Origin of the sequence: Variovorax sp. W2I14 (assembly GCF_050435205.1) — a bacterium.
GTDB classification, from domain to species: domain Bacteria; phylum Pseudomonadota; class Gammaproteobacteria; order Burkholderiales; family Burkholderiaceae_C; genus Variovorax; species Variovorax paradoxus_C.
The window spans coordinates 4,906,787-4,927,499 of sequence record NZ_JBNDJX010000001.1 but is presented as its reverse complement, the minus strand read 5'-3'; the positions used below and the strand labels follow the sequence as shown (position 1 = coordinate 4,927,499).

Genomic DNA, 20,713 nt, shown 5'->3' with positions numbered 1-20,713 from the left:
TTGAACACAATTTGTACGAGGCCGCAGTCCCCATGAGTGCACTCCCCTGCAAAACAAGCCACCCGTCCGTGCTGCTCGTCGGCGGCGGCATCGGCGGCATGGCCGCGGCACTTGCGCTCGCGCGCCTCGGTGTTTCCATCGACCTGCTCGAACAGAGCGCAGCCATCGGCGAGATCGGCGCGGGGCTGCAGCTCGGCCCCAACGCCTTCGCGGCACTCGACGCGCTGGGTGTGGGCGAGGCGGTGCGCCGGAGCTCGGTCTTCACGGACCGGCTTGTGATGATGGATGCGGTCGATTGCGGCGAAGTGGCCTCGGTGCCGGTCGGCGAAGCCTTCCGCGCGCGCTTCAAGAATCCGTATGCGGTGAGCCACCGCGCCGACCTGCATGGCGCGATCCACGAGGCGGTGAAACAGCATCCGCTGATCCGCTTCCACACCTCGGCGCAGGTCGAATCCATCGACACCGGGGCGCACGGCGTCACGGCGGTCACGCGCGACGGCCGGCGCTTCCAGGCCGACGCCATCGTGGGCTGCGACGGCGTGAAGTCGGTGGTGCGCGCCAAGCTCATCGGCGATGCGCCGCGTGTCTCGGGCCACGTCGTCTACCGTGCGGTCGTGCCCGCGTCCGACATGCCGGCCGACCTGCGCTGGAACGCGCCCGTCGTCTGGGCCGGCCCCAACTGCCACTTGGTGCACTACCCGCTGCGCCATGGCGAGCAATACAACCTGGTCGTCACCTTCCACAGCCGTGACGAAGAAGAGTGGGGCGTCACCGACGGCAGCAAGGAAGAGGTGCTCTCGTACTTCGAGGGCGTGCATGCGCGCCCGCGCCAACTGCTCGACCGGCCCACCTCGTGGCGCCGCTGGAGCACCGCCGACCGCGACCCCGTCGACCGCTGGAGCGAAGGCCCGGCCACGCTGCTGGGCGATGCGGCGCATCCGATGATGCAGTACCTCGCGCAAGGCGCCTGCATGGCGCTCGAAGACGCGGTGACGCTGGGCGCTGCAGTGAATGCCTGCGATTTCGACATGACCGCCGCGTTCAAGCTGTACGAAGCCGCGCGCGTCGCCCGCACGGCGCGTGTGGTGCTGTCGGTGCGCGAGATGGGGCGCCTGTACCACGCGAAGGGCGTCGAGCGGCTGGTGCGCAACAGCCTCTGGGTCGGGCGCACGCCGGAGCGTTTCTACGATGCCGTCGAGTGGCTCTATGCGTGGCGGCCTGAGCACTGCCTGGACGATGCACCCGCGTCGTTGCGGCCCGCAACGGTCGAGCTTTCGTTGCACTGAAACGAGTTTCTTCCATCATCCCTATACGAGGCCAAAGGCCCAGGAGACAAGCACCATGAATTTCTCGCGCGCATTGCTGACAGGCACCCTTGCCCTGACCGCCACCACCGGCGCGCTGGCGCAGGCCGGCGACTTCCCGAACAAGCCCGTGACGCTGGTCACTCCCTTCGCCGCCGGCAGCGGCCCCGACGCGGTGCTGCGCCTCGTGTCCGACAAGCTCTCGCGTCTGTGGAACCAGCGCGTGGTGATCGACAACAAGCCCGGCGGCGGTGGCTTCATCGCGATCGACCAGGCCCGCCGCGCCGCGCCCGACGGCTACACGCTGCTGCAGCTGGACAGCGAGCACGTCGCCGCGCTGCCGCACCTCTACAAGTCGAAGAACTTCGTGACGCTGCAGCACTTCGACCCGGTGGCTTCGCTGTTCCGCACGCCTTTCTTCGTGGCGGTGGGCACCGATTCGAAGTGGAAGACCATGGGCGATCTCATCGCCGCCGCCAAGGCCGAGCCCGAAGGCGTGGTGTACGGCTCGTGGGGCGTCGGGAGCCCGGGCCACCTGGGTGCGCAGCAGCTGGAGGCGCTCACCGGCATCCGCATGCGGCATGCCCCGTACCGCGAGGTGTCGCAGCTCTATTCCAACGTCGGCACGGGCGAGGTGCCGTGGGCCTTCGCGAGCATTCCGTCGAGCCAGGGCATCTACAAGGCCGGCAAGCTGCGCTACATCGCCGTGGCCGCGCCCAAGCGCATTCCGCAGATGCCCGACGTGCCGACCATGGCCGAGGCGGGCGGGCCGGCCTCGCTCGAAGTCAATTCCTTCGTCTCGCTGCTCGCGCCCAAGGGCGTGCCGGCGGCGGTGAAGGCAAAGATCAACGCCGATGTGGCCAAGGTCATCGCCGACCCCGAGATCCGCGCCCGCTTCGACACCTTCGCCTTCGAGCCGCTGGCATGGTCGCCCGAGGAGATCCAGCGCAACGCCGAGGCCAAGTCGAAGGTGTACGGCGAATTGGTGCGCAGGGGCAACATCAGCCTCGAGTAGCGGCTGGCCTGCCTTCCCAGGGGTGGGGCCCGCAGTTAAGCTGCCCCTCTTTGCTTTTTTTGACAAATTTTTCACGTTCTTTTCGCCCATGCAAGCCCAAAAAAGAGCCCTCCTGATCGCCTGCGGCCTGGCCGCCGCCGCCCTGCTGCCGCTCGCCGCCCACGCACAGGCCGCCGACTGGCCGACCAAACCCATCCGCCTGCTCGTGGGCTTTCCGGGCGGCTCCACGCCCGACATCGCGGCGCGCACCATCGCCGAGCCGCTGGGCAAGGCGCTGGGCCAGCCGATCGTCGTGGACAACAAGGCCGGCGCCTCGGGCAACATCGCGGCCGACCAGGTGGCCAAGGCCACCGACGACCACACGCTGGGCCTGGTCATCAACGGCAATCTGACCTCGTCGAAGATGCTGTATCCCAAGCTGCCCTACGACCCGGTCAAGGACTTCACGTATCTCTCGCTGATCGCGACGGCGCCGCTGGTGCTGGTGGCGCAGAACAACCTGCCCTCGGGCACCGCCTTCTTCGACGCCGCGCGCCAGGCCGGCGACAAGTGGAACTACGGCTCGGTGGGCATCGGCTCGGTGGGCCACCTCGGCATGGAACTGCTCAAGAGCCGCGTGGCCGGCTTCAAGCCCGAGCACGTGCCCTACCAGGGCAATCCGCAGGTCATTACCGCGATGCTGGGCGACCAGGTGCAGATGGGCCTGATCCCGCCGGGCGTGGCGATGCCCCAGGTGCGCGCCGGCAAGCTCAAGGCGATCGGCCTGACTGGCGGCCGCAGCGCGCTGGTGCCCGAGCTGCCGCCGCTGTCCGAAGCCGGCGTGAAGGACTTCAGCCTCGAGGTGTGGGTCGCGCTGCTCGGCCCGGCCAACCTCTCGAAGGCCGCGCAGGCGCGCATCAGCCGCGAACTCGAGGTCGTCATGAAAACCCCCGAGGTCCGCCGCAAGCTCTTCGAGCAGGGCTGGCAGGCCGTGGGCACTTCGCCGGACGGCATGCGCACCCGCGTGACGGAAGAGGCCGCGATCATGACCAAGATCATTTCCACCCGCGGCATCAAGCTCCAGTGATGGCAGTCCAGCAGAAGACCCTGACCGAACCGGCACGCGAACTGCCGGTCTTCGGCGAATACGACGTGGTGGTGGTCGGCGGCGGCCCCGCCGGCATCGCGGCCGCCGTGAGCGCCGCGCGCCACGGCGCCAACACCCTGCTGGTGGAGCGCTACGGCTTCCTCGGCGGCATGGGCACCGCGGGCGGCGTGACCAACTTCGCCGGCCTCTACGGCAAGCGCAACGGCGAGATGACGCTGCTCGTGCGCGGCGTGGCCGATGACCTGCTCGCACGCATCGGCGCGCTCGGCGGCCTCAACAAGCCGCAGGACGGCATGCAGGGCCGCATCCGCGTTCGCTCCTACGACACCTCGGCCTACAAGATCGCGGCCGACCAGTTGCTGCTCGATGCGGGCGTGAACCTGCTGTTCCACGCCTGGGCGGCGGCGGTGATCCGCGACGGCGACCGCATCGCCGCGCTCGTGGTGGAGACCAAGTCCGGTCGCCAGGCGATCCGCGCCAATGCTTTCATCGACGCGAGCGGCGACGCCGACGTGGCCGCCTTCGCAGGCGTGCCCTTCGAGGTGGGAGACGGCCACGGCAGCGGCCTTTTTCCGACCACGATGTTCCGCGTCGGCCAGGTCGATGCCGAACCCGCGCTTGCGGCCGTGGGCGAGTTCAAGGCCATCAACGACCTGATGGCCGAGGTGCAGCAGCAGAAGCCCGGCACCTACAAATTTCCGCGCGAAGGCGCGATCCTGCGGCCCAATATCGATCCGCGCGAATGGCGCGCCAATGTCACGCAGATCCGCAACGCGGCCGGCCGCGCGATGAACGGCGTCGATGCGCGCGAACTCACCGAGGGCGAGCTCGAAGGCCGTCGCCAGATCGCCGAGTACTTCAAGTTCATGAAGGCCGAGGTGCCGGGTTTCGCAAACTCGGCCATCGTGGAGATCGCGCCGCAGGTCGGCATCCGCGAAACGCGTCGCATCCAAGGCCTCTATGCGCTCGCGGGCGAAGACATCCTCTCGTCGGCCAGGTTCGACGACAGCATCGGCATCAACGCCTGGCCGATGGAAATGCATGCCGACGGCCGCATCGAATGGGCCTTTCCGCGCGACGACAACCGCACCTACAACCAGTTGCCCTGGCGCATGCTGGTGCCGCGCACGGTCGACAACCTGCTGGTGGCCGGCCGCTGCGCCGCGATGACGCACGAGGGCCAGTCGGCCGCGCGCGCGAGCGGCGGTTGTTTCGTGATGGGGCAGGCTGCGGGCACCGCGGCGGCGTCGCTGGGCAGCGCAAATTTTGCGGCTGTCGATGTGCCGGCGCTGCAGAAGAAGCTGGTCGCCGACGGCGCCGACATCGACCGCTGAAGCCACCGAATCCGCGGTATGGCGCTAGAGTCCGGGGCTTGATGAACTCCAACCCCGGACGAAAAGTGCACCTCCTTTCGTTTTCGACCCCAGCGCGTCGTCTCCTCCTCGCCCTTTCCTGCGCCGCGCTCGGCCTCATGCAATGGGGCTGCGCCAGCACCCCCGAAGGCGAACCCGTCCACGGCAAGGACGAAGTGGTGAGCTTCCTCGCCGCCAAGGACGGCCGCAAGGTCGTCGTTGCCGCCGAGAAATATCACTACGTGTTCGACGGCGACCCGTCCGTGGCCGCGCTGCTGCGCTGGAGCGGACGCACCAAGGTCACGCCCAGCCTCAACGGCGAACTCAAGGTGGCGCGCAACAACAGCTTCGAAGGGTCGTACACGCTCGTCGCCTTCGATGCCGACCTGACGCCAGAAGACCGCACCTTCCTCATCCAGACCGGTTTCGCCAAGACCGACATGAAATACGGCGACCGCACCGGCCCGGCGCTGCGCTACTTCGGCACCGTCTACGGCACGCGCTACGCGGCCGCGCCGCTCAAGCCGGCCGACACGCTCGACTTCTCCCGTTCGTTCCTCATCAGGTACGTCGAGCAGGAAACCGCCACCGGCCCCGCGGCCCAACCCGCCCCCTCGCCGCTGATCTATGCCGACGGCGGCAAGCTGCTGGTGGGCGGCGTGCCCATGTTCATCGTGCAGGGCGGCACCGACTACCGCTGCCGGGCGCGCTTCATGGACATCTGCTTCTACAAATAGCAGCAGCGCACTGACCGGGCCGCGACAGCTCGCCGGCCCGTCCTTTGCTATGGTCGAGGGCTGCTTTTTTCCTGCACGGACCGCCCTTTGCCGATGACCACCGATCCCGCCACCGCCGCCCGCCTCGTCGACGAACTCGTCGCCCTCATGCAGCTCGAACCGCTCGGCGGCGACCGCTTTCGAGCCCAGAGCGAAGACATCGGCACCCCGGCCGTCTTCGGCGGCCAGGTGCTCGGCCAGTCGCTCGCAGCCGCAAGCCTCACGGTCGGCGCCGACCGGCCCGTGCATTCGATGCACGCCTACTTCCTGCTGCCGGGCGAGCATGCGCCCATCGAGTACAGCGTCGACCGCGTGCGCGACGGCCGCAGCTTCACCACCCGCCACGTGGTGGCGCGCCAGGGGGAGCGGATCATCTTCGAGATGTCGGCGTCGTTCCAGACGGTGGACGACGGCGTCGAACACCAGCTCGCGATGCCTGCCGTCGAAGGCCCCGAAGGCCTGGTGAGCGAACTCGACCAGCGCCTTGCCCTCGGCGACCGCCTGCCCGAGCGCTGGCGCATCAAGGGCCTGGAGCCGCACGGTATCGAGTACCGCCGCGTCGAGGCCGACGACCTGCTCACGCCCATCGTGCGGCCCTCGGAAAGCGCGATCTGGATGCGCGCCATCGCGCCGCTGCCCGACGACCCGGTCGTGCACCGCGCGCTGCTCGCCTACGCCTCCGACCATGGCCTCCTGCGCGCCGCGATGCTGCCGCACGGCCTGAGCTTCATGAGCGGCCAGGTGCGCCCCGCGAGCCTGGACCACGCGATGTGGTTCCACCGCGATTTCCGCATGGACGACTGGCTGCTCTACGTGCTCGACTCGCCCAGTGCGAGCGGTGCGCGGGGCCTGTGCCGCGGCAGCCTGTTCACGCGCGACGGCCGGCTCGTGGCCTCGACCGCGCAAGAGGGCATGCTGCGCATCGTGCGCTGAGAAGACAGACCCGCAACCCAAGGACACACCGAATGAAGATCTTCCACTCGCCCGCTTCGCCGTTCGTGCGCAAGTGCATGGTCGTCGCGCACGAACTCGGCATTGCCGACCGCATCGAGAAGCTGCCGAGCGCGGCCGGCCCGGTGAAGCGCGACGCGACCATCCTCCCGAAGAACCCGCTCGGCCAGGTGCCGACTTTCCTGTGCGACGACGGGCAGGTTCTGTACGACAGCCGCGTGATCTGCGAATACCTCGACGCCACGCATTCGGGTTCGCTGTTTCCCGCCGATGGCACGCAGCGCTGGGCTCGTCTCACCGAACTGGCCCTCGCCGACGGCATGACCGCCGCCGCACTGCTCGCGCGCTACGAAACCATGCTGCGCCCCGAAGCCCTGCGCTGGAACGACTGGACCGAGGGCCAGCTCGCGAAGGTGCGCACCGGTCTCGAATGGCTCGAAACGGCGGCGCCTTCTTTTGGCGATCGCGTCGATATCGGGACCATCGCCTTCGGTTGCACGCTGGGCTACATGGACTTCCGGTTTCCGTCGGTCGATTGGCGCGGCGAGGCGCCGAACACAGCCAAGTGGTTCGAGGTGTTCAATCAGCGGGCATCGATGCAGGCGACGCTGCCGGCTGTCGCCTGAGTCCGTTCAGGGCGGCACTCGCGCCGACGGTGGACTCTGTTTCGCGAATGTCCCCCGCCTTCGGCTCCTCCTTGATTTCGCGAAACAGAGCCCACCATCAGCGCGAGCGCTTTCAGAGCAGTCGTTGATCGCCGATCACCAACAGCGTGCCCAAGTGCGCAGGGCATCGGGTGCTCCCCGCAGCGAAATCAAGGACGAGGCGAAGCCGGGGGACATTCGCGGAGGGGAGTACCCGGTGGCCTGTGCACCCGCCCCGAAAACTCGGCCAAATGCACCCCTCGCATGAATTCAAACCAAGGACCAATGCATGTCTTCTGAAGCACCAAAGAAAGTAGCCATCGTCACCGCCGGCGGCAGCGGCATGGGCGCCGCTGCCGCCCGCAAGCTCGCGGACGACGGCTTCCGCGTTGCCATCCTCTCGTCGTCGGGCAAGGGCGAGGCGCTGGCGCAGGAGCTTGGCGGCATCGGCGTGACTGGCTCGAATCAGTCGAACGACGACCTCAAGCGGCTGGTCGACAAGGTGACGGACACATGGGGCCGCGTCGACGTGCTGGTCAACAGCGCAGGCCACGGCCCCCGCGCGCCGATTTTGGAAATCTCCGACGAAGACTGGCACCGCGGCATGGACGTCTACCTGCTGAGCGCCGTGCGCCCGAGCCGCCTCGTGGCGCCGCTGATGGTGAAGCAGGGCGGCGGCGCGATCATCAACATCTCGACCTTCGCCGCGTTCGAGCCCGATCCCGTGTTCCCGACCTCCGGCGTGTTCCGCGCCGGCCTCGCGGCCTTCACCAAGCTCTTCGCCGACCAGTACGCCGCACACAACGTGCGCATGAACAACGTGCTGCCCGGCTTCATCGACAGCCTGCCCGAGAAGGAAGTGTTCCGCGAGCGCATCCCGATGGGGCGCTACGGCAAGAGCAGCGAGATCGCTGCCACCATCGGTTTTCTCGCTTCGGAAGGCGCGGGCTACATCACCGGGCAGAACCTGCGCGTGGACGGCGGCATCACGCGCTCGGTGTGAAGGCGAAGGCTGGGTCGCTCTCTACAATCGCGCCCCATGTGTCCGAGGATGCCCCGCTTTCCCATTCGCCGCCGGCAGTCCGGCTGCTCGCGGCCTACGCCTCCTTGACGACTGCGCAGTGACGCGCTGTGGCTCTGACCACGGCGACACCCGAGGCTGCAGCGCCTGCCTTTCTTCTCTGCCCCTGTTCCGCATCGCCTCGCCAGCGCATGCGGGCCGCTTTCCTCTTTCCATGTCCTCCTCCCACAGCCGCCTGCGCACCGAGTGGTGCCCGAGCATTCCGCGCGAACTGATGGCCGGTGCCGTCGCCACGTTCGCGCTCATCCCTGAAGTCATCGCTTTCTCTTTTGTCGCGGGCGTCGATCCGGCCGTCGGGCTGTTCGCATCGTTCGTGATCAGCATCGTCATCGCCTTCACCGGCGGGCGCCCGGCGATGGTGTCGGCCGCCGCGGGCTCGGTCGCGCTCGTGGCCGCGCCGCTGGTGCATGCGCACGGGCTGCAGTACCTGCTGGCCGCCGGCGTGCTCGCGGGCGCGATGCAGATCGTGTTCGGCCTGCTGCGCCTGGGCGTGCTGATGCGCTTCGTCTCGACCTCGGTGCGCACGGGCTTCGTCAACGCGCTCGCCATCCTGATCTTCGCGGCGCAGATGCCGCATTTCATCGGCGCCAACACGGCCACCTGGGCGATGGTGGGGCTCGGCCTCGCCGTCATCTATCTGCTGCCGCGCATCACACGCGCCGTGCCTTCGCCGCTGGTGTGCATCGTGGTGGTGACGCTGGTCGGCCATTGGCTCGACCTGCCGCTCAAGACCGTGGCGGACCTCGGGCACCTGCCCGATGCGCTGCCGGCGTTTCGCATTCCCGTCAGTGCCGTTCACGCTCGACACGCTGCGCATCATCGCGCTGCCCGCCTTCGCCATCGCGATGGTCGGCCTGCTCGAATCGATGATGACCGCGAGCGTGGTGGACGAGCTCACCGACACGCCGAGCTCCAAGAACCGCGAGTGCAGCGGCCTGGGCGTGGCGAACGTCGCGGCCAGTTTCTTCGGCGGCATTGCGGGCTGCGGAATGATCGGCCAGACGGTGAGCAATGTGCGCTACGGCGGGCGCGGGCGGCTGTCGACGCTGTTCGCGGGCGCCTTCCTGCTGATCCTCATGGTGCTGCTCAAACCCTGGGTGTCGCAGGTGCCGGTGGCGGCGCTGGTCGCGATCATGGTGATGGTGTCGGCATCGACCTTCGACTGGGGATCGCTGCGCACGCTGGTGCGCCATCCGCGCATGTCGAGCGCGGTGATGCTCGCGACGGTGGCGGTCACCGTCGCCACCGACAACCTGGCCGCGGGCGTGGCCGTGGGCGTGCTGCTGAGCGGCGTGTTCTTCACCTTCAAGGTGGCGCGGCTGCTGCACGTGCATGCGGAGGTGGGCGAAGGGGGTCTGCGCACCTACCGCATCACGGGCCAGGTGTTCTTCGCGTCGGCCGACATGCTGGTGGATGCCTTCGATGTGCGCGAGATCGACGGCGCGCCCGTGCACATCGATGTGTCGAACGCACATTTCTGGGACGTCACCGCCGTGGCTGCGCTGACGAAGGTGGTCGAGCGGCTGCGCAAGCACGGCAGCACGGTGGAATTGACCGGGCTCAACCAGGCCAGCCGCGACCTGATCCTGCAGCTCGACGCCGCGCCCGAGTAACGCTGGGTGTAGTGCTTGGGTCCTAGGTAGTTTTCCCGGTGAACGGGTGCTGTCCTGGACCTAGCCTTTCCGGTTTCCGTCGGAGGTCCGATGGACCGCAAAGGCTCCCGTGGAAATTCCCGCCTCGGTGTTGAAGAACATGGATCGCACCATCCAGTCCTACGAAGACTCCGCCCGCGAATACAACGCGATCGTCGCGGGCCACCGGCCGCCCGAGATCGTGGACGCGCTGCGTCGGATGATGCAGCTCGTGCCCGCCGGCGGCATCGTGCTCGAGATCGGTTCCGGATCGGGGCAGGACGCGGACTTCATCGAGTCCCTGGGCGGGGTCGTCAGGCGCACGGATGCGGCGCAGGCGTTTCTCGACCTGCAGGCCGAGCGCGGCAAGAAGGGCGAGCTGCTCAACGTCGTCACGGATGCGTTGGGCGGGCCCTACAGCGCGATCCTTGCGATGGCCGTGCTGATCCATGTCGATCGTGAGCAGGTTGCGCCCGTTCTCAGCAAAGTGTTCGATGCGCTCGAGCCCGGCGGAGCTTTCCTCGCGGGCATGCGCATCGGCGAAGGCGAGACGAACGGCGACTACCAGACCGTGTACTGGGCGAAGGACCGGTTCGCCGAAGCGCTCGAAGCGGCGGGCCTGCGCCTGCAATGGGACACGCAGTGGATCGGCCGCAAGGACGTGAGGTGGGCCGGCTTCCTCGCGTGCCGTCCACCGGCCTGAACGCGCGCGGCTACACGCCCAGGTAGCGCGTCCAGAGCGACCGGTCGGCGTCCAGCGCGGCCGAGTCGCCCCGCCACACCACGCGCCCGCGTTCGAGGATCACATGCCGGTCGGCCAGCGGCAGCAGGCGCTGCACGTACTTGTCGACCACCAGGATCGCTTCGCCTTCGGACTTGAGCGTGGCGATGCAATGCCAGATTTCCTCGCGGATCACCGGGGCGAGGCCTTCGGTGGCTTCGTCGAGGATCAACAGGCGCGGATGCGTCGACAGCGCACGCGCAATCGCGAGCATCTGCTGCTCGCCGCCCGAGAGCTGGTTGCCTGCGTTGGCCTTGCGTTCCGCGAGGCGCGGAAACAGGCCGTACAGCGCCTCGACCGTCCAGCGCGGCGCGCTGCCGGGGCGTGGCCGCGCGAAGGCGCGCAGGTGCTCGTCGACGCTGAGGTTCGGGAACACATGGCGCCCCTCGGGCACGATGGCCACGCCGCGCCGTGCGATCGCATCGGGCTTGTGGCCGCCGATGGCCGCGCCGCCGAACTGCACGTCGCCGCGCATCGGCGAGAGCGTGCCGGTCAGCACCTTCAGCAGCGTGCTCTTGCCCATGCCGTTGCGGCCCAGCAGCGCGAGCACTTCGCCCGCGCCGATCGTGAGGTCGATGCCGAACAGCACCTGGCTCGCGCCGTAGCCGGCCTCGATGGACTTCGCCTCGAGCAAAGTCTTCGTTGTCGTTGCGGTGCTCATGCGTGTCCTTCCGCTTCGGTGCCGAGGTACACGGCTTGCACATCGGGATGCCCGCGCACTTCATCGGCCGTGCCGCTCATCAGCACGCGGCCCTGCACCAGCACGGTGAGCCGGTTGGCGAGGCGAAACACCGCGTCCATGTCGTGCTCGATCAGGAGGATGGCCATCGATTCGCGCAGCGACTCGATCAGGTCCACCATGCGCGCCGATTCGTCCGGGCCCATGCCCGCCATCGGCTCGTCGAGCAGCAGCAGCTTGGGTTCGGCCGCGAGCGCGAGCGCCACGTCGAGCGCGCGCTGCGCACCGTGCGGCAGCGTGCCCGCGATGCGGTCGCGCTCGCCTCCGAGGCCCACGCGGTCGGCCAGCGCGATGGCGCGCTGCACCAGGTCGCGCTCGGTCGCGCGCGGCGCCATGAAGCGCAGGCTGCTGCCCGCGTGCGCCTGCGCCGCGAGCATCAGGTTGTCGAGCACGGTTTCCTTGGCGAACACGCGCGTCACCTGGAAGCAGCGCGACATGCCGGCCGCCACGCGCTGGTGATCGCGCAGCTTGGTGATGTCGATCTCGTCGAGCAGGATGCGGCCCGCGTCGGCCTTGAGCAGGCCGGTGATCAGATTCACCAGCGTGGTCTTGCCCGCGCCGTTGGGGCCGATCAGCGCATGCACCTCGCCGCGTTCGACGGTGAGGCTCACATGGTCGGTCGCCAGCAGGCCGCCGAAGCGCTTGACCAATCCTTCGATTCTGAAAAGGCTCATGGTGTTGCCTTGGTGAGTGGCGCCGCACGACGGCGGCGCGCGAGTGCTGCCAGTCCCTTGGGTGCCCATAACGCGACGGCGATCAGAAGCAGGCCCAGCGGCATGTGCCAGTGCTCGGTGTGCTGCTTCAGGAACTCTTCGAGCAGCAGCCAGACGATGGCGCCCACGGGCCCACCCCAGCTTCGGCCGAGGCCGCCGATCACGACCATCACGAGCAGCGTGGCCGATTGCGTCCAGTGCATCGTCGCGGGACTGACGAAGCCGTTGCCGCCTGCAAGAAGCGCACCCGCGAGCCCGGCGATGGCGCCGGCGATCGCGAACGCCACCAGCTGCAGCCGGAACACCGGGTAGCCCAGCGCACGCATGCGCGTCTCGTTGTCGCGGATGCCCATGAGCGCATGGCCGAAGCGCGATTGCGTCGCGCGGTGCAGCCACCAGAGCGCGAGCGCCACGATGACCAGCACGACCCAGTAGAAGTTCGATTCGTTGCCCAGGTCGAGCCCGGGCAAGAGCGTCGGCCGGCTCATGAGCGTGTAGCCGTCGTCGCCGCCATATCGGCGCAGCGACACCACCACGAAGTACAGCATCTGCGCGAAGGCCAGCGTGGTCATGATGAAGTAGACGCCGCGCGTGCGCAGCGCCACCGTGCCGATCAGCGTGGCGACGACGCCGGCCACCAGCGCGGCCAGCGGCCACATCACCCAGGCCGACATCACGCCTGCGTCGCTGAGCGCCACCACCGTGTACGCGCCCATGCCGATGAAGCCCGCATGCCCGAGCGCCACCATGCCGCCGAAGCCGAGGATGAAGTTGAGGCTCGCCGCGGCCAGCGCCACGATGAGCACGCGGCGCACGAAGCCGATGTAGAAGTCGAGCCCGAAGAGCGGCGCGACCAGCGGAAACGCCGCGAGCAGCACGAAGACCAGCCCGAGGCCGATGGAGCGTGAGGAGAGCTTCATGCGCGCGCCGAGAAGAGGCCCGAGGGCCGGAAGATCAGAACAATCACCATCAGCGCGTACATCGCGACCTCGGCGAAGAGCGGACCGAGGTCGGCTGCAGTGGCGGGCGGCAGCGTGGCGCGCAGCAGCATCGGCACGAACGCGCGGCCGATGGTGTCGACCACGCCCACCAGGAGGGCGGCCACGAAAGCGCCGCGCACCGAACCGATGCCGCCGATCACCAGCACCACGAGCGCTGGAATCAGGATGGCTTCGCCCATGCCGACCTGCACCGCGACTATGGGTCCCATCAGCGCGCCGGCCAGTGCGGCGAGCGCCGCGCCGAGCAGGAACACGCCGTTGAAGATGCGTCCCACGCGCACGCCCATCAGCTCGGCCATCGGCCGGTCGGACGCGCCCGCGCGCACCCGCATGCCGATGCGCGTGTGGTTCACCAGAAGGTAGAGCGCGAGCGCCACCAGCAGGCCGCCGACGAGGATCACGAGGCGGTAGGCCGGGTAGGGCAGGCCGTCCATCAGGTTGACCGGACCCGAGAGCGCGGCGGGCGTGGGCGCCATCACCGGCGACGGGCCCCAGGCCATCGTCACGATGTCGTCGGCCACCAGGATCACGCCGAAGGTGGCGAGCACCTGCGCGAGGTGGTCGCGTGTGTAGAGGCGGCGCATCAGCAGCACTTCGAGCAGCAGCGCCACCACGACGGTGACCGCCACCGCGATCACGATGGCGGCGGTGAACGAGCCGGTGCGCGTGTGCGCCTCGGCCGCCACGTACGCGCCCGACATGAACAGCGAGCCGTGCGCGAGGTTCAGCACGTCCATGATGCCGAACACCAGCGTGAGGCCCGCGGCCAGCAGGAACAGCATCAGGCCGTAGCCCAGGCCGTTGAGCAGCTGCTCGAGAACAAGAATTCCACTCATAGGATGAAGAGCGTTGCCCGTGGTTTCATTCGAGAAACACCGAGGAGCCGGCTTTGCCGGGCCTCAGGTGTTGCCCCGCTAGGGGAAGGAGAAGCGGACACGAAGTGCCGCGCAGCCTGGGGGCGAGCTTTACTTCAGCGGGCACTTGTCGGCGTAGCTGTCGCCGTAGTTGGTCAGCACGGTATTGATCAGCTTGTTCGTGACCTTGCCCTGCGCATCCTTGCCGATCACGCGCAGGTAGAAGTTCTCGATGGGGTAGTGGTTGTTCGCGTACTTGAAGGCGCCGCGCGTCGAGGCGTAGTTGGCCTTCTTCAGCGCTGCGACCACGGCTTCGCGGTTCTGCGCGTTGCCGCCCGATTGCTTCACGGCCGCGTCCATCGCGAGGATCGCGTCATACGCCTGCGCCGCGTACACGGAGGGGTAGCGGCCGTTGTATTCCTTGCGGAACGCGGCCACGAACGCCTTGTTGGCGGGGTTGTCCAGGTCGTGCGCCCAGTGCGAGGTGTTGAAGAGGCCAAGCATCGGCTCGCCCACGGCGCCGATCACGTCCTCGTCGGCCGAGAAGCCGCTGGTCACGAGCGTGATGTCCTTCGACAGACCCGCGCCCACGAACTGCTTGATGAAGTTGATGCCCATCGCGCCGGGCAGGAAGAAGTAGATCGAGTCGGGCTTGGCCGCGCGAAGTTGCGCGAGTTCGGCGGCGTAGTCGATCTGGCCGAGCTTGGTGTAGAGCTCGTCGGCCACCTGGCCCTTGAACTGGCGCTTGAAGCCGCCCAGTGCATCCTTGCCGGCGGGGTAGTTGGGAGCGATGAGCACGGTCTTCTTGAAGCCGCGGTCTTGTGCGAACTTGCCGGCGGCCTCGTGGAACTGGTCGTTCTGGTAGGCGGTGCCGAAGAAGAACGCATTGCACTGCGCACCCGCGAACTGGCTCGGGCCGGCATTGGCCGAGAGGTACGGCACCTTGGCGTTGAAGAGCGTGGGGCCCACGGCCAGCGCCACGTTGGAGCCGATGGGGCCGCTGAAGATGTCGATCTTGTCGCGCTGGATCATGCGGTCGACCAGCTGCTTGGCCTGGTCGGGGCTGCCGGCCATGTCGGCCTGCACGAATTCGACGTCCTGTCCGCCGAGCTTGCCGTTCAGCTGCTTGATGCCGAGTGCGAAACCATCGCGCGCCTCGGCGCCCAATGCCGCGAAAGGCCCCGAGATGTCGAGGGCCAAACCCACCTTCACGGGGGCGGCCATGGCCGACGCCGCGGTGCCAAGGGCTGCGCCGCAGAGCAGCAACGAGACGAGGGTGCGCGGCAGCGCGGGCGACTTCGGGGACAGGTGGCTCATGGGTTCTCCGAGGGAGGAAGGATGAAACGACGCACCGGCACCGCGTCATGCAGCACCGGCAACATCGAACCGTTGATGGCTAAATACTTTAGCCGTAAACGATTTAGTGTCAACGGTGCTAGCACGAATGGTGCCAGTGAAACGTGTCACTTCCTGGTGCGGAGGCCCCGTTTCCGGGGCTCCTGAACCGTGTTCAGCCGAAGGGGTTGGCAGTCGCAAACCAGAGGCCGATGCCGGTGGCGATGATGAACGCGCCGTCGGTCACGCCCGCGATCAGGAAGAACTTGGTCTGCAGCACGTCGACCATCTCGGGCTGGCGCGCGGTGCTCTCCAGGAACTTCTGGCCGACCAGCCCGATGCCCAGGCACGAGCCGAGCGCTGCAATGCCGATCAGCAGGGCGACTGCAAGGGGAAGGATGTTGAAGCCGGTCATGGTGTTTTCTCCTGGTGGTTGGTTGATCGATGGACGTACTTTCCCGCAACGGGTGCGCACGGTCCATGACGTGGGAGGTCATGGGCGGGACGAAAAAAAGCCGGCCGCGGTGAGGCGGCCGGCTTTCGGGGAGCGTCAAACCGTCAGGGCAACTGCGTCCAGCTCTGGTTGGTGCCGCCGTTGCAGGTCCAGGTGATGAGCGCCGTGTCCTGCGCCGTCGAGGCGTTCGGAACGTCGAGGCACGAACCCGAGGCGCGGTTCTTGATCGTGCCGCCCACCAGGCTCCACTGCGTCGTGTCGCCGGCCGAGCAGGCCAGTTGCACCACCGCCGCGTTCGTCGTCGCGGTGCCGCTCTGCGCCAGGCACAGGCCGCTGTGTTCGGCCTTGAACTGCACGTAGCCGCCCGTGAGGCTCGTCACCGTGAACTTCTCGTTGTTCGCAGTGCCGCACGGCCACTGCACCGCCGTGGCACCGCTGGCAGTCGACACGCCCTTGATGTTCACGCACAGGTTGCTGAGGTTCGAGCGGATGCGCGTGATCGTCGGCGTCGGGTCGCTGTCCTGCGACCGCACGTACTCGCGAATCGCCACCACGTCGGCAGGCGGCAGGCTGCTGGCGTTGCCGTGACCGCCAGCGAGCACGTCCTGCAGCGTCGCGGCCTGTCCGTTGTGGAAGAAGGCCGTGGTGTTCCAGGTGCCCACGAGCGTCGGCGTGTCGAAGCCCACGCCCGCCAGCGGCTGGTTCATGCCCTTGCCCGACGAGAGCTGGATGGTGCCCACGTCGTGCCGCTGTCCGTCGCGGAAGGTGGCGCCGGTGTGACAGGTCACGCACTGCGCCGAGGCGAACAGCGCCTGGCCCCGCGCCGCATCGACGCTGAGGCTGCCGTCGGCGTTGCGCGCCGGGCTGCGCATGTACTTGTTCAGCGAGGTGAGGTAAGCCGCGAGATCGTCCAGCTGCGCGTTCTTGCCGGCCTTGGGGGCGCCCAGCGGGTCTTGCGTGGCCGTGAAGTCCGCGTTCGAGAGGAAGCCGGTGCCGCCGAACTCGTTGCGGATGTCGTTCTCGAAGTCCTGCACCTCGTCGAAGTTGGCCGTCCAGTGCAGCTTGCCGTGGCCGAGGCCCCGTCGGCCCATCAGGCTGATGGTGCGGCGCAGGCCCTCTCCGCGCTGGGTGAAGTCCCACACCATGCCGTCGTCGCCGGCATCCGCATGGCAGCTCGCGCAGGAGATGTAGTTGTCCTTGCTCATGCGCCGGTCCGACGCGTTGTAGAACACCTGCTTGCCGCGCAGCGCAGCGGCCGCCATCGGTTCCTGCGCCACTGTCGAGACGTTCTGCAGGAAGACCGGCGCCGCCGTCTCGGACGCCAGCACCGAGGCCACGTCGTGCACCGACACCGAGCGCGCGAGGAAGTTGTTGACGAACAGGCGCTTCCTCGCCGCGTCCAGGTACAGGCCATGCGGCGCGCTGCTGGCGTTGATCTCGCCCCGCACCGAGCGGCTGTACGGATCGACGATCGCCACGCGGTTGCCTTCCATCTGCGCGACGAAGAGGTAGTCGCCCGGCGGCGAGTACAGCGCGGCGCGTGCCGGTGCCCGGTCGTCGAAGTCGATCTGCTCGGCGAACACTTCCGCGGCCGTCTGCAGGTTGACCTGCGAGAGGATGGAGCGCACCGTCTGGTCATGCGACAGGTTGATGCCGTCCCTGAACTTGCCGCGCACGATGTTGTCCTTCTTCGAAGGCAGCACCGCCCGCGTGCCGTCCGGCGAAATGATCACCTGGCTCAGGTAGTTGGCGACGCCGCGCGCACGGCTCTCGGTGTCGACCGTGGTGGTGTCGACCGGCAGCGCGATGGTGGGCATCGCGCTCATGCTCTGCAGGTTGACCTTGTGCAGCTGGCCGCCGGTCATCTTCGACTTGAAGCGTGTGACGTAGGCCACTTGCGCATCGCCGCTCACGGCGATGCCGCGCAGGTTGCCTTCGAGCGCGACCGCCCCGGTGGTGCTGCCGTTGCTCGGGTCGAAGCTCATCAGCACCGACTTGCTCTCCAGCGTCAGCAGGCCCTTGGCGCCGTCGGGCGTGAAGGCCACGCCGTAGGGACCGCTGCCGTAGGCGAGCGGCACGGTGGCCGAGACGCTGCCGTCGGCCGCGTTGAGCGCCACCAGCTTGTCTTCGCCCTGCACCGTGACCCAGATGCGGCCGTCGGGGCCGACGGCCAGCGTCTTCGCCTCGTCGCCTACGCGCACTTCCCAGCGCTTGGCCAGTGTCTGCGCGTCGATGGCGGCGACCGTGCCGCTGTCGGGGTTGACCGAGTACACCGAGTTCGCATCGCCCGCGATGTTGGTGGTGTGCGTGGGCGCCCGCGCCGTGGTCGGAACGATCACGGTGAGGTTGTAGGTGTAGAAGGTTTCGCGGCCGTTGGCGTCCTTCACCGTCAGCGTCACCGTGAAATGGCCGGGGCGCGTGTAGGTGTAGGTGTAGTTCGGCTGGTTGGAGTAGGCCGTCTGCGTGCCGTCGCCGAAGTTCCAGCGGAACTGCGCGCCGCTGCTGCCCAGCGTGCCGGGGTTGAACACCAGCTGGCCGTTGACCAGCTTCGGCCCGCCGCCGATACCGGGGTCCCCGATGATGGCCTGCCCGCGCAGCGTGTTCACCTCGGTGTCGGACAGCACGCGGCCGTAGACACGCACTTCGGCCAGCGTGCCCTTGAAGAGCGCCGTGTTGCCCTGGATCTGGCCCAGCACGCTGAACTTGTTCGCGAGGCCCTTGGTGCCTGTGAGGCCCGCGGAGGTGGTCTTCACGCCGTCGACGTACACCGCCTGCGCGCCGGAGGCCGCGTCTCGCGTCAGCACCACGTGGTGCCAGTTGCCGTCGTTCACCGCCGCGGTGGAGGCGGTGCCGCCGTCGTTGCCGACCGAGAGCTTGATGCGCCCGTTGCTGTCGAGCCAGCCCCAGAACACATCGTCCGCACCGCTCGGCTGGTCGCGCCCGAAGATGCCGGGTGCGGTCCATGAGTTCGCGCCGCCCGCCTGCGTGGTCTTCATGTAGAAGCTCAGCGATGCGGTGCCGCCGAGCACGGTGGCCACGCCGTCATTCTTCAGCGGCACCCCGGCGGTGCGGTTCGCGAAGTTCATGCCGATGCTCTCGAACGCGTCGCCCGAGGCCGGCGTGCCGCCGTTGTTGCCGATCTGGTCCGAGAGGTTGCCCGCCAGCGTCCAGTAGTGCATCAGGTTGATGTCGGTCGCGTTGCCGGTGTTGAAGGTCGAGCGGTAGTCCGCGCCGATCGCGTTGCCCGCATAGTCCTTCAGGCCGTTGGCGGGCAGGAACACTTCATAGCTCGTGCCCGGCTGCAGCGGCTGGTCGGGATGGAAGTTGACGATGCCAAGCTGCACGCTGTAGGTGCCCGCCAGCGTGTTGCCGCCCACCGGGCGCACGATGAAGGTGTTGGAATTCACGCTCTCGGGGCGGATGTTGTCGGTCATGCCCAGGCCGATGCGCGAGGTCAGCGCCTGCTGCTTCGCGCCGTTGGCGGGCGAGACCTGCTTGACTTCAGGCTTGGTGATGTCGGGATCCACCGAGTGCACGACGAAGCCGCTGCCCGAGCCGTGGTCGTTGCCCACGAACACGAGGTTGCCGAAGATCGCGACCTGGCCGTTGTCCGAATGCGAGAAGTTCGGATCGTCCTCGCGCAGGATGCTGCCGCGGCCCACTTCCACGTGGTTCAGCGGATTGCTCACGTCCACCTTGTGGATGCGCGTCTGCGCGCCTTGAATGACGTAGTTGTCCTGCGTGGCGCAATAGAGCTGCTCGTCGATGACCAGCCGGTTGTCCTCGGCCACGAAGCGCGAGCGGTCGGAGAGGTCGTAGCTGTACATCTTCGCGCCGCTGTTGCGCGTGGAGACGTGCAGGTTCCGGCCGTCGAAGCAGGTCGCGTAATAGAACGGCGTGGTGCCCACGATGGAATCGAGCACCTTGGGGTTGAGCGGGTCGGAGATGTCGAGGCTCGCAAAACCGCCGTTGCTTTCCATCGCGGTCAGCACCATGTGGTTGCCCATCGTGAAGATCGGGCCGATGCGAAAGCCCCCGAGTTCGCCCGTAGGCACGGGGTTGGGTTTGCCTGCGCCGCGGTTCGCGACCACGGCGTTCGCGGGGTCCGTCGCATCGACGATGAAGATGCCCCGGCCCGCCGACGCCACGTACAGATAAGGCGCCTGCCACCAGAGCTGCCAGGCCACGTTCTCGTAGTCGCCGGCGTTCACGCCGGGCAGCGCGAGTTTCTTGACCTGCTTGATGTCGTTGACGTCGGTGAAGTCCCAGAACTCGACGCCGTTGATGCTGGGCAGCACCACATACGTCTTGCCGCCGATCTTCGCGGTGCCGAAGGAGTGCGTTTCGCGGAACTCCTTGGTGCGACCCCCTGTGGCCTCATCGGGCTCGTAGATCTTCTTGACGAGCCGGATCTGGCGCGGGTTCGACACGTCGTACAGCAAAAAGCCGCCGGGGCCGAGGCCGCTGTCCGGCGCGAAGGAGGTGAGGAAGTAGCCGTTGACCATGATCCCGGCATTCATGCCGTAGTCCTTGCGGCCCGCGTAGGTGGCGGGCACCTCGCGCGACTCGTAGGCGCTGCTGTGCGCCGGATCGAGCGGGTGGTTGGGGCTGGTGATCATCGACACCGGCTTGAACAGTTCCTCCGAGGTGTAGGTGAGGTTGCCCAGGCCCGGCCCTTGCAGCGGGAGCGGGTCGGCGACGGCTGCGGAGACCGCCGTGGCCATGTTGCTGAGGGTCGTCATCGGACTGACCCCGGTGATTGCCGCGTGCGTCAGCAGTGTGACGAACGGCACCATCAATGCCATCACGTAATACCGGATCTTCATCGTTGCCTCCAAGTTGTTAGAAGTTCGCAGGGGGACCCACTGACTCGTTTCTTCTTCTCTGGCTCGACTTGCAAAGTGCGCGCGCAGCACGCACCCCGGCAGGCGACGGGTGATCGCCTGCCGTAAACCCTCCAGGAACCGTTCACGCTGAGCTTGTCGAAGCGCTGGC

16 protein-coding genes and 1 pseudogene are annotated in these 20,713 nt (G+C 67.7%); 10 read left to right on the top strand and 7 right to left on the bottom strand.

Going from position 1 to position 20,713, the window contains the following annotated elements; all coding sequences use genetic code 11:
* Positions 1–32: 32 nt before the first annotated feature.
* The 10 genes and pseudogenes from QF040_RS22950 (at position 33) to QF040_RS22905 (ending at position 10,544) form a co-directional block, all read left to right on the top strand.
* Positions 33–1,286, top strand: coding sequence for a 3-hydroxybenzoate 6-monooxygenase (locus QF040_RS22950; RefSeq protein ID WP_429612960.1), 1,254 nt, complete (start codon positions 33–35; stop codon positions 1,284–1,286).
* Positions 1,287–1,341: 55 nt separating this feature from the next.
* On the top strand, positions 1,342–2,319 hold the full coding sequence (locus tag QF040_RS22945; protein ID WP_429612959.1) for a Bug family tripartite tricarboxylate transporter substrate binding protein: 978 nt from the start codon (positions 1,342–1,344) through the stop codon (positions 2,317–2,319).
* A gap of 88 nt (positions 2,320–2,407) precedes the next feature.
* Positions 2,408–3,385 (top strand): Bug family tripartite tricarboxylate transporter substrate binding protein, encoded by a 978-nt coding sequence (locus QF040_RS22940; protein WP_013538840.1) that lies wholly within the window; start codon positions 2,408–2,410, stop codon positions 3,383–3,385.
* Positions 3,385–4,740, top strand: a complete 1,356-nt coding sequence (locus tag QF040_RS22935) for an FAD-dependent oxidoreductase (protein WP_429612958.1) — start codon at positions 3,385–3,387, stop codon at positions 4,738–4,740. Before QF040_RS22940 ends, QF040_RS22935 begins: the two co-directional genes overlap by 1 nt.
* Positions 4,741–4,877: 137 nt before the next feature.
* On the top strand, positions 4,878–5,495 hold the full coding sequence (locus QF040_RS22930) for a hypothetical protein (RefSeq protein WP_429612957.1): 618 nt from the start codon (positions 4,878–4,880) through the stop codon (positions 5,493–5,495).
* A gap of 93 nt (positions 5,496–5,588) precedes the next feature.
* On the top strand, positions 5,589–6,467 hold the full coding sequence (locus QF040_RS22925; protein ID WP_307644712.1) for an acyl-CoA thioesterase: 879 nt from the start codon (positions 5,589–5,591) through the stop codon (positions 6,465–6,467).
* Between the two features lie 32 nt (positions 6,468–6,499).
* Entirely contained in the window at positions 6,500–7,111 is a 612-nt protein-coding gene (locus tag QF040_RS22920; RefSeq protein WP_306881077.1) for a glutathione S-transferase, read from the top strand.
* Positions 7,112–7,418: 307 nt separating this feature from the next.
* Complete coding sequence (locus QF040_RS22915) at positions 7,419–8,132, top strand: SDR family oxidoreductase (RefSeq protein ID WP_429612956.1); 714 nt, start codon at positions 7,419–7,421, stop codon at positions 8,130–8,132.
* A 232-nt stretch (positions 8,133–8,364) separates the two neighbouring features.
* Positions 8,365–9,823, top strand: a pseudogene (locus tag QF040_RS22910) (SulP family inorganic anion transporter).
* Positions 9,824–9,932: 109 nt separating this feature from the next.
* A complete protein-coding gene (locus QF040_RS22905) occupies positions 9,933–10,544 on the top strand; it encodes a methyltransferase domain-containing protein (protein ID WP_429612955.1) in 612 nt (203 codons plus the stop codon).
* A 10-nt stretch (positions 10,545–10,554) separates the two neighbouring features.
* On the opposite strand, the gene QF040_RS22900 is transcribed toward QF040_RS22905, so the two are convergent.
* The 7 genes from QF040_RS22900 to QF040_RS22870 form a co-directional block, all read right to left on the bottom strand.
* Positions 10,555–11,283, bottom strand: coding sequence for an ABC transporter ATP-binding protein (locus tag QF040_RS22900; RefSeq protein ID WP_306881081.1), 729 nt, complete (start codon positions 11,281–11,283; stop codon positions 10,555–10,557).
* On the bottom strand, positions 11,280–12,035 hold the full coding sequence (locus tag QF040_RS22895; RefSeq protein WP_429612954.1) for an ABC transporter ATP-binding protein: 756 nt from the start codon (positions 12,033–12,035) through the stop codon (positions 11,280–11,282). Before QF040_RS22895 ends, QF040_RS22900 begins: the two co-directional genes overlap by 4 nt.
* A complete protein-coding gene (locus tag QF040_RS22890) occupies positions 12,032–12,994 on the bottom strand; it encodes a branched-chain amino acid ABC transporter permease (protein ID WP_429612953.1) in 963 nt (320 codons plus the stop codon). Before QF040_RS22890 ends, QF040_RS22895 begins: the two co-directional genes overlap by 4 nt.
* A complete protein-coding gene (locus QF040_RS22885) occupies positions 12,991–13,911 on the bottom strand; it encodes a branched-chain amino acid ABC transporter permease (protein ID WP_429612952.1) in 921 nt (306 codons plus the stop codon). The genes QF040_RS22890 and QF040_RS22885 overlap by 4 nt, the downstream gene beginning before the upstream one ends.
* Before the next feature lie 129 nt (positions 13,912–14,040).
* Positions 14,041–15,246: an ABC transporter substrate-binding protein gene (locus QF040_RS22880; RefSeq protein ID WP_429612951.1), complete on the bottom strand. Its 1,206-nt coding sequence runs from the start codon at positions 15,244–15,246 to the stop codon at positions 14,041–14,043.
* A 193-nt stretch (positions 15,247–15,439) separates the two neighbouring features.
* Complete coding sequence (gene atpE / locus QF040_RS22875) at positions 15,440–15,679, bottom strand: F0F1 ATP synthase subunit C (RefSeq protein WP_013538854.1); 240 nt, start codon at positions 15,677–15,679, stop codon at positions 15,440–15,442.
* Positions 15,680–15,822: 143 nt separating this feature from the next.
* Positions 15,823–20,544, bottom strand: a complete 4,722-nt coding sequence (locus QF040_RS22870; protein WP_429612950.1) for an RICIN domain-containing protein — start codon at positions 20,542–20,544, stop codon at positions 15,823–15,825.
* Positions 20,545–20,713: the final 169 nt, after the last annotated feature.

Coding starts and splice junctions, on each gene's coding strand:
- QF040_RS22950 (WP_429612960.1), top strand. CDS start 33: ATGAGTGCACTCCCCTGCAAAACAAGCCACCCGTCCGTGCTGCTCGTC.
- QF040_RS22945 (WP_429612959.1), top strand. CDS start 1,342: ATGAATTTCTCGCGCGCATTGCTGACAGGCACCCTTGCCCTGACCGCC.
- QF040_RS22940 (WP_013538840.1), top strand. CDS start 2,408: ATGCAAGCCCAAAAAAGAGCCCTCCTGATCGCCTGCGGCCTGGCCGCC.
- QF040_RS22935 (WP_429612958.1), top strand. CDS start 3,385: ATGGCAGTCCAGCAGAAGACCCTGACCGAACCGGCACGCGAACTGCCG.
- QF040_RS22930 (WP_429612957.1), top strand. CDS start 4,878: ATGCAATGGGGCTGCGCCAGCACCCCCGAAGGCGAACCCGTCCACGGC.
- QF040_RS22925 (WP_307644712.1), top strand. CDS start 5,589: ATGACCACCGATCCCGCCACCGCCGCCCGCCTCGTCGACGAACTCGTC.
- QF040_RS22920 (WP_306881077.1), top strand. CDS start 6,500: ATGAAGATCTTCCACTCGCCCGCTTCGCCGTTCGTGCGCAAGTGCATG.
- QF040_RS22915 (WP_429612956.1), top strand. CDS start 7,419: ATGTCTTCTGAAGCACCAAAGAAAGTAGCCATCGTCACCGCCGGCGGC.
- QF040_RS22900 (WP_306881081.1), bottom strand. CDS start 11,283: ATGAGCACCGCAACGACAACGAAGACTTTGCTCGAGGCGAAGTCCATC.
- QF040_RS22895 (WP_429612954.1), bottom strand. CDS start 12,035: ATGAGCCTTTTCAGAATCGAAGGATTGGTCAAGCGCTTCGGCGGCCTG.
- QF040_RS22890 (WP_429612953.1), bottom strand. CDS start 12,994: ATGAAGCTCTCCTCACGCTCCATCGGCCTCGGGCTGGTCTTCGTGCTG.
- QF040_RS22885 (WP_429612952.1), bottom strand. CDS start 13,911: ATGAGTGGAATTCTTGTTCTCGAGCAGCTGCTCAACGGCCTGGGCTAC.
- QF040_RS22880 (WP_429612951.1), bottom strand. CDS start 15,246: ATGAGCCACCTGTCCCCGAAGTCGCCCGCGCTGCCGCGCACCCTCGTC.
- atpE (WP_013538854.1), bottom strand. CDS start 15,679: ATGACCGGCTTCAACATCCTTCCCCTTGCAGTCGCCCTGCTGATCGGC.
- QF040_RS22870 (WP_429612950.1), bottom strand. CDS start 20,544: ATGAAGATCCGGTATTACGTGATGGCATTGATGGTGCCGTTCGTCACA.